The 6,762-nt window shown below is 60.9% G+C and carries 4 protein-coding genes; 3 read left to right on the top strand and 1 reads right to left on the bottom strand.

Features of this window, described 5'->3' with window-relative positions; translation table 11 throughout:
- The first annotated feature begins 2,028 nt into the window (after window positions 1-2,028).
- A complete protein-coding gene (locus K2R93_06535) occupies window positions 2,029-2,277 on the top strand; it encodes a hypothetical protein (GenBank protein MBY0489481.1) in 249 nt (82 codons plus the stop codon).
- 130 nt (window positions 2,278-2,407) lie between these two features.
- Here K2R93_06535 and K2R93_06530 read toward each other — a convergent pair whose 3' ends face one another.
- Window positions 2,408-2,908 carry a hypothetical protein gene (locus K2R93_06530; protein ID MBY0489480.1) on the bottom strand — a complete coding sequence of 167 codons (501 nt, stop codon included), beginning with the start codon at window positions 2,906-2,908 and terminating at the stop codon, window positions 2,408-2,410.
- Between the two features lie 1,009 nt (window positions 2,909-3,917).
- Between K2R93_06530 and K2R93_06525 the strand changes: the two genes are divergently transcribed.
- Together K2R93_06525 and K2R93_06520 are read left to right on the top strand one after the other, a co-directional pair.
- Window positions 3,918-4,730, top strand: a complete 813-nt coding sequence (locus K2R93_06525; GenBank protein MBY0489479.1) for an AraC family transcriptional regulator — start codon at window positions 3,918-3,920, stop codon at window positions 4,728-4,730.
- Between the two features lie 451 nt (window positions 4,731-5,181).
- The gene (locus K2R93_06520; GenBank protein ID MBY0489478.1) at window positions 5,182-6,558 is read left to right on the top strand and encodes a hypothetical protein; all 1,377 of its coding nucleotides are present in this window, start codon (window positions 5,182-5,184) and stop codon (window positions 6,556-6,558) included.
- Window positions 6,559-6,762: the final 204 nt, after the last annotated feature.

The following is a 6,762-nucleotide window of genomic DNA, read 5'->3' as shown; positions in this document are numbered from 1 at the left end:
CGACCAATCCCTTTGTCTCGTGCCATGCTCCCAATCTCTCAAAGCGGGGAGCCTCCATCAAACCCGGGGCGCTTCACGTTGTCGGATTTGGTCCCGCAGTGACAACAAGCGTGAGCGGGAGCAGGGTCGACTCTGTACTTGCCTGTTCTATGTACGGATTTGACCCAACGCGTGCTCGAACAGTCATCCGCCCTGGCCCTTGCGGCAGAATCTTGCAAACGCTCTGTGATGTGGCGCACGGTGGAGTACTCAGGTTTCCTACTGAGTCACGCCAGATCCACGAACGAACAGAGACGGCTCTTCCATCTGTGGATGTCGCCGTAAACGTCACAGAGTCCCCTTCGTAAGCCGGCGTTGGTGCGGAGCTAACCGCGAGCGTGACCGCCGCCGGTTTCACTGTGAGCACCTGCGACCCGTTCACGCGGTACTTGTTAATCGGCCCACACATGCGCGCCGCGCCGTTTGCGCAACCGGGCGGGTACGGCGCCAGCGGGCCATTGCACGAGACCGTATCGAGATTGCCAGAGCGCAACACTTTGAGCAGTGTCGAGCCTTTGCCAATGAAGAAACCGTCACCGTAGGCCACGGCTTCAGCGGATGATCCGAATGAGAGCGAGGAGCCAGTCGCAGTGTCGCGAGCAGGGATAGAAAAGGTCCCCGCCGTGCTGGAGAATCCCCTGACCGTCACTAACAGGCGCATCCAATCGTCGCTCCCACCACCGCCCATCGGTCCGTACGGGCCGACCGCAGGTGTTGGTGCAAACGGGACGCACCAAATTGCATCTGGATTCACGCTCGAAAGCAACTTGCCCCGCACACGTATGGCAACAAAGGCTGAATCGCTTACTGTGCAGTTTGTACTGGTTTCGGCTAGCGATCCATCACCGTCCGGTACGACCGGTACCGTAAAGCTGCACTCGCCTGGGGAACCATCGAGCGAGCCATTTACTAGTCGCCGTGCCGATCCCACCGATGATGTGCCGATCTCAGGTTGGGTGATCGCACGTTCCTCTGGCTGGCAGCTCGCGAGCAACCACATCGAAAATAGACTGGTTATCGAGAACCATCTTGAGCGACGCGTTGGATGCTTCCGCTTTTGAGTAGTCATTGGCTGAGTGAACTGGTTTGAGCGCACGTATTTAGGATTGCGATTCGACCGCACAACCGCCGAGCGACGCCTGGTTGATGTCGCGACACCGAAGGCACGTGCGGCATCTAGTTTGCGAGCAGTGTGATTCAGGTCGTGAATCGAATAGGTGTGCGTACCAGCACCCCAGATGTTCTTCGGGCGCGTAGCATCACAGCGGGACGGTCAGGAGTCGACGTGCCGGCATGCGCGGTTTTGAGGAAAACATATCGCATCGTTACCTGTCGATTCGGCTCCACGAGGTCAGGGATGTGCATGAATGTTCGCTCGTTCTCACTGCCCGTTGAGCTCTGAAGTATTGCTTTTCGCAAGGCTTGGGAAGTCGGTGAGCGTACCGACAGATCGCTAATGTGTCTCGTCGAAATTGCACCATGACGCGCGTGCCGCAAACGATTCCCTCACAATGTCCGCACAATGAATGAAGCGAGTGCGAGATGCGGTCAAGTACGATTCAGGCACGCCGGCGCGATGACGGCCGTGACAGGGTTTCATAATCGGACCGAAGCCCTGCTCGTGGCGCTGTCGCGTCGACTCTGCAGAGCGGATGCGCCGTATCGCGCGTGTCCGCAGCGGGATGATCCGCTCACATCAGTATCGCGAATTGACGCATTCGCACTTGCAAATCGTGACTTCAAGTATCTGTCAATGATTGCACACAGTCCGCGATCATTCGGTCGTGGATTGATACCTTCAACTACCCCGTAGTTGGCTCGGCACCCAGGCGTCGGGTGTCGGCGTCTCGGAGAAGGGATCGCGCTGTTCGCACTCGGCTCATGCGAACGACGCGGTGATATTCATTGTCATCGACGCTACCGGATACGCTGCTCGCCATTCAGGGAATTCGAGGTCTGCCACTGCTGGCCGTATTTGAACCGACTCGCGTGCGAAGTTACCGCCTCCCGGCGCACGATCCAGACCCCGTCAACGTCCGTGACCGGCGCGTCGATACGTTGACGATCACGATGTGGGTGCAGCGCGCCGGACAGCCCGACGGCCTGTTCCCCTGCGCGGGCAAGGTGACCCTGCGCAGCAGCGCTTTGGTGCGCAGCCCCCAGATGCGATGGCGCCCCGATCATCGCGGGGTCGCGTGGTACGCGACGGGATTGAACCCGCGCGAGGCGTGTCCCTGACGGCCGAGGTGCTGCGAGCGCAGCGCGCCGGGTTGGACTCGTTGGCCGCGACTTGTCGCCAACCGCACGGACCGACGTCCCCACGCGCGCGCTCGCCGCGCCCGCTCGCGTGGGGACATGCGCTGCGCGGCTACACCTGCGGAAGATAGGTCGCGAAAGTCGCCCCGACCTGCGCCGCTCCGGCGAGCCAGGCGTGCTGAAAGTGCTCGAGCGGCACGCCCTGCGCGGCGAGGACCTCCCCGACCGCGTCCTCGGTCCACGCGGCGGTCGGGTGTTCCGCGTCGAGCGTCACCGTGAAAATATCTGACGGCCATTCCTCGCCGCCGAGCAGGGTCTGCTCGCTCGTACTGTGGGCATGGACCCACGCCATCTCCGACACCACGGCCGCCAAGGTGCGGAGATACCCGTCGCGCGCCGGGTCGTCCGAGGACGGCATCCAGCCTGGGAGACGACGCGCGAGGTCGGCGAAGAGGACCGGGGCCCCGAAGGCGGTGGCTCGGGGACGGTCGCGGCGGGCACAGGCCACGCCGTGGTGCAGGGCGCAGCCAATCAGCTCCGCGAGCTGGGCCACATCCGTGGCGGAGAAAGCGGTCGGAACCGCGACCTGCGTATCCAAGAGCGTCATGCGCATATGACAGGGGTCTGAGGAGCAGCGACGGGGATGTCGCCGGGCCCCACCCGCCGGGTGCGGAGGGGGCTGACCCACCCTACTGGCCGCCCGGCGTCGCGCCCAAGCCCCGCCGGGGCGGCCCCCGGGACGGTCGTCCCTGCAGGCTGGCGCCATGCCCAAGTACGCAATTCTTCCCGGTGAAAGTGCGCAATTCTTGTTGGTGTTGACAGGGATCGGCCGGTTAGCTGCGGCCACTCGAGATAACGCACCGTGAGCTTCGCTGGACGTGCGCGTTTCTGGGAATCCTGGAGATCCGCGCAAGTCGCCAGCTGAGTGGGAAGTCGGTAGAACTCGCGCGCTCGTTGCGGAGTCTCGCTCGGAGAGGCGGGCGAGACCGATGGAGCGACGCTCGCTGCGACGGCGGGTTTGTCCTCGGTCCTGCGGCGCGGAAGGCGGGGTGAATGACGAGCGACCCGAGCGGAGTCTCGCGTCTCAGAGGACGCCACCCAAGCGCGGACACGCCCGAGACGCCGCTTTCGGCAGGGTGTACCATACAATTACACCTCCCGAACCTCGCCTCAGTGAACGCCGACGTGCCCGCACGTGGCTTCTGACTCTCTCGGGCAGACCGGACTGGTCTCCTAGCAGGGCCGAAATGAGAAAGGGAGGGCCGAGGCGCTGCTCACTATAGGAAGTGCGGCAGCAAAGATTCGCCTGCACTAGAGTACCGCAGGCGCACCCTGCGCAGACTCCGACCCGACGGATCCCATGACCCTGGATCAATAAGGTCGAAAGGGCGACGATCAAGGGACGATTGTCCGAAGGGATTCACCGAGAAGAGTGTCATGACGAACGAGCGGGGGGAGGCAGCGCACGCGGCTTCCACGAAGCGAGCCGCGCGTTAAGGTGCTTCGCCGCAGCAAATGTCATAGATCACCAACATGGGGCTGGTCGGACGGGCAGATCGCATCGCCGTGCGTGCGGTAGCTGGTGCAGGCGACACCCACTGCTGGCGACGCGATACGCCTCGATGCTAGCCGAGCTGCGCGCGGCGAGATCTCATGCCGTCGGGGTCTACGCGCTTCGTCGTGCCGACTGGATGATCATGGCGCGAGTCCTTAGCGACGAATGCCGTCTAGTTGAGCTTGCGACCCAGCAAGAGGTACGCGCTGCGGTCCGCGTAGGCGCAATCCTAACTCTGATGGTTGGAGCCGTAGACTCGAAAGGGTATTCCCTTGCACCGCTTGTAGTCGACATTCGCGCAGACGGCAGCCGTATACCCATCGCCGCGGTCTGTCGGCTCGACTCCAAGGACGCCAATAATCTGGTCGGCCTTATCCACGCCGGCGTGGATGGTATCCTCCTCAGCGGTAGCGACGACTTTGCCAGTAGTCTGCGCCGACGCGTCCGTGAGTGCGAGCGCAACTCAGTAGCGAAAGTCGTTTACCGCCGTGTGGAATCCGAGCTTCCCACGAACTTACGAGCGCTCGCGCGCTTCGCCGCCGACGCTGGCGGCGAGGACTTCAGCGTAGAGCGCGCCGCCCAAGTCATCGGCATCGACCGAAAGACACTGCTTAATCGCATGCGGACGATTGGTCGACTTGAGCCACGAGTGTTCATTAACCGTGTGAGATTGACGGTGGCTGTCGGACTGATTGAGCGAACCGCACGGCCCACGGAGACCATCGCCCACGAACTTGGCTTCGCCTCCGCAGCTGCGTTTCGCAATATGCTTGCTCGTTACAGCGGACGGAAAACTGGAGACATTCGGGGCGGACGGATGTTTGAGGAAATGCTCGATGAACTCGTTCTCGAGATACGCACATCACGCCATACGCAATAGAACTGCACGGCCGATGATCTTCCCGCGTCACCCGGGACGCGCCGGCGCGGGTATCCTGCCTACTAGTCGCCTATCTGAAGCCCATTAAGCCAACGTCAGGCAACGCCACTCCCCATCCTGTGCTGTCGCTCCCCGAAACGAATCGATTGGAGCGCCGCAGCGGTGCCATAGATCTCGGCACGAGAAGCCCGACAGGCGGTCTATCTCGCCAGACCACGTTTGCCACGGAGATCTCATGGCGCTGTACAGAGTAAACATTAGCCGGCCGAGCACCGCTGCTCCCCTGGTCGATTGGGCTCAGACGGTCGCAGCACAAACTCAAGATATCGCGATTGGTCGGGCGTACCAGTCTTGGGTTGAGAGCAAGCCTGGTTATTCGATTCCTCAGCTAAGCCAGTGTCGAGTCAGCGCTAAGATCGCTGGGCAAGTGATGCTTGCAACCGCGGGAGGTATGCTGCCCGCCCAGGCAGCGTATCTCGAGGCGCTCCAAGCACAGGTCGCAAAGCTGCTCGCGAGCCAGCTCGACGGCGCGTTTAGCGTGGTCACCTATCCCGCTGGCTTCAACTATGGGATTACGTACGGCCCGAACTCCTACTGGAATTCGGCGACGCTGCACGACCTGGATACGATGCTGTCCATAAACAGCAAAGGACAACTCGATTTGAGCGGCAATACTACGTTCTCGGCGTTCTACACGGCGCTGTTGCACGCCACTACGTTCACGTTCTCCCAGGCAGATGTGAAGAAGATGAACGATCAGGATGCTGCCGTCGATGGGCAAATTGCCAGCATTCTCACAGCATTCACGAACGCCGGAGGGACCTACTCTAATCCTCTACCGCTCGGTGGGAAGCTGCAGGACGTGTTCAATCAGCTTACCAAGCAATACGGCGGGGTTGATCACCTGCCCGATTCTCTTAGTGCGCTACGCAATGCGATCATGCAGTACAAAGTGATGGCGGCGGACAGCTACGCGTTGAAGAACCGTGCAAACATCGCAGCGGCAAGACTTCAAGCAGCGATTGCAAACGCATCTGCACCAAACGGGGCAAACGGTGGCATGCAGATCGATGACAACACGTTTCTGCCCGGCTATACACCCAGCAAGTTGCCGACGGCTGGTCAGCTCATGGGAGGGTTGAATACGGCCACAAACGCCATCACGATCAGTGTTCAGATGAACAACTTTAGCTCAACCGCCAGCAGCTTACATGTGGAAGGCGGAGCTTCCTTGACGATTCCAATCGCGGAGATTCTCGACTTCTCCATCGGCGCGTCAGCGTCATACGACATGTCAAAGTACGTCTCGTCGCAGACGGCAGTGAATATGAGCATCACGTATCCCGGCGTGACACTGGTCGCTGCCATTCCCTCCGCACTTTCTGGCGACAATAAGACCGGCTGGTATGCGAACGATATCCTTTCGGAGATCGCCGCCAAGACGGGGCAGGACGCCACGGGGTTCAAGATCCAAGGCTCTGAGTTTCAGGTGGCCGATCTCTTCGGTCCTGGCAAGGTCTTCTCGCGGCTAAAGACGTTCGTCATCAGTCAGCAGCCCACAATCAGTATCACGTTTACCAACGCCGAAATCAGCAAACTGAAAACGGATCTGACGGTGAACGCATCTGCGAGCCTGAACCTCCTCGGGTTGTTCTCCATCGGTGGCGCAAACGCTAACTACCAAGTGCATACCGTCGATGAGGATGAGAAGGCTGGCTCGGTCACCATCACCTTTGGGCCGCCCGAGGTGAGTGGCTCGGTACCGCTGCAAAATCAGATCGCGTATGTGCTTGGCGGTGTTGCCTCGTACCCACCGGATCACGCGTAACGTGTGACGGTTCATTAGCCGGAGCGGTACCGTGACGGTGCCGCTCCGGTGATGGTGCTGCGCTGCAAAGGCCGAATGCGAGCAGCGTTTGCCGTCGATATCGACAAAAGCACGCGCCGACTTGGGCCAGCTTCCGAGTGCTTAAAGGCTGACGTGCCATCGCGCTGCCACAAACTATGTCTGCCGCTGCTCGCGTATGGAGAG

This window comes from Gemmatimonadaceae bacterium (assembly GCA_019752115.1).
Classification (GTDB): domain Bacteria; phylum Gemmatimonadota; class Gemmatimonadetes; order Gemmatimonadales; family Gemmatimonadaceae; genus Gemmatimonas.
Note: the sequence above shows the minus strand (reverse complement) of the source record. Positions and strands in the feature narration are given on the sequence as shown.

What these genes read in the sequence shown, in the direction of transcription:
- K2R93_06525 (MBY0489479.1), top strand. Translation starts at nt 3,918, where the DNA reads ATGCTAGCCGAGCTGCGCGCGGCGAGATCTCATGCCGTCGGGGTCTAC.
- K2R93_06530 (MBY0489480.1), bottom strand. Translation starts at nt 2,908, where the DNA reads ATGCGCATGACGCTCTTGGATACGCAGGTCGCGGTTCCGACCGCTTTC.
- K2R93_06520 (MBY0489478.1), top strand. Translation starts at nt 5,182, where the DNA reads ATGCTGCCCGCCCAGGCAGCGTATCTCGAGGCGCTCCAAGCACAGGTC.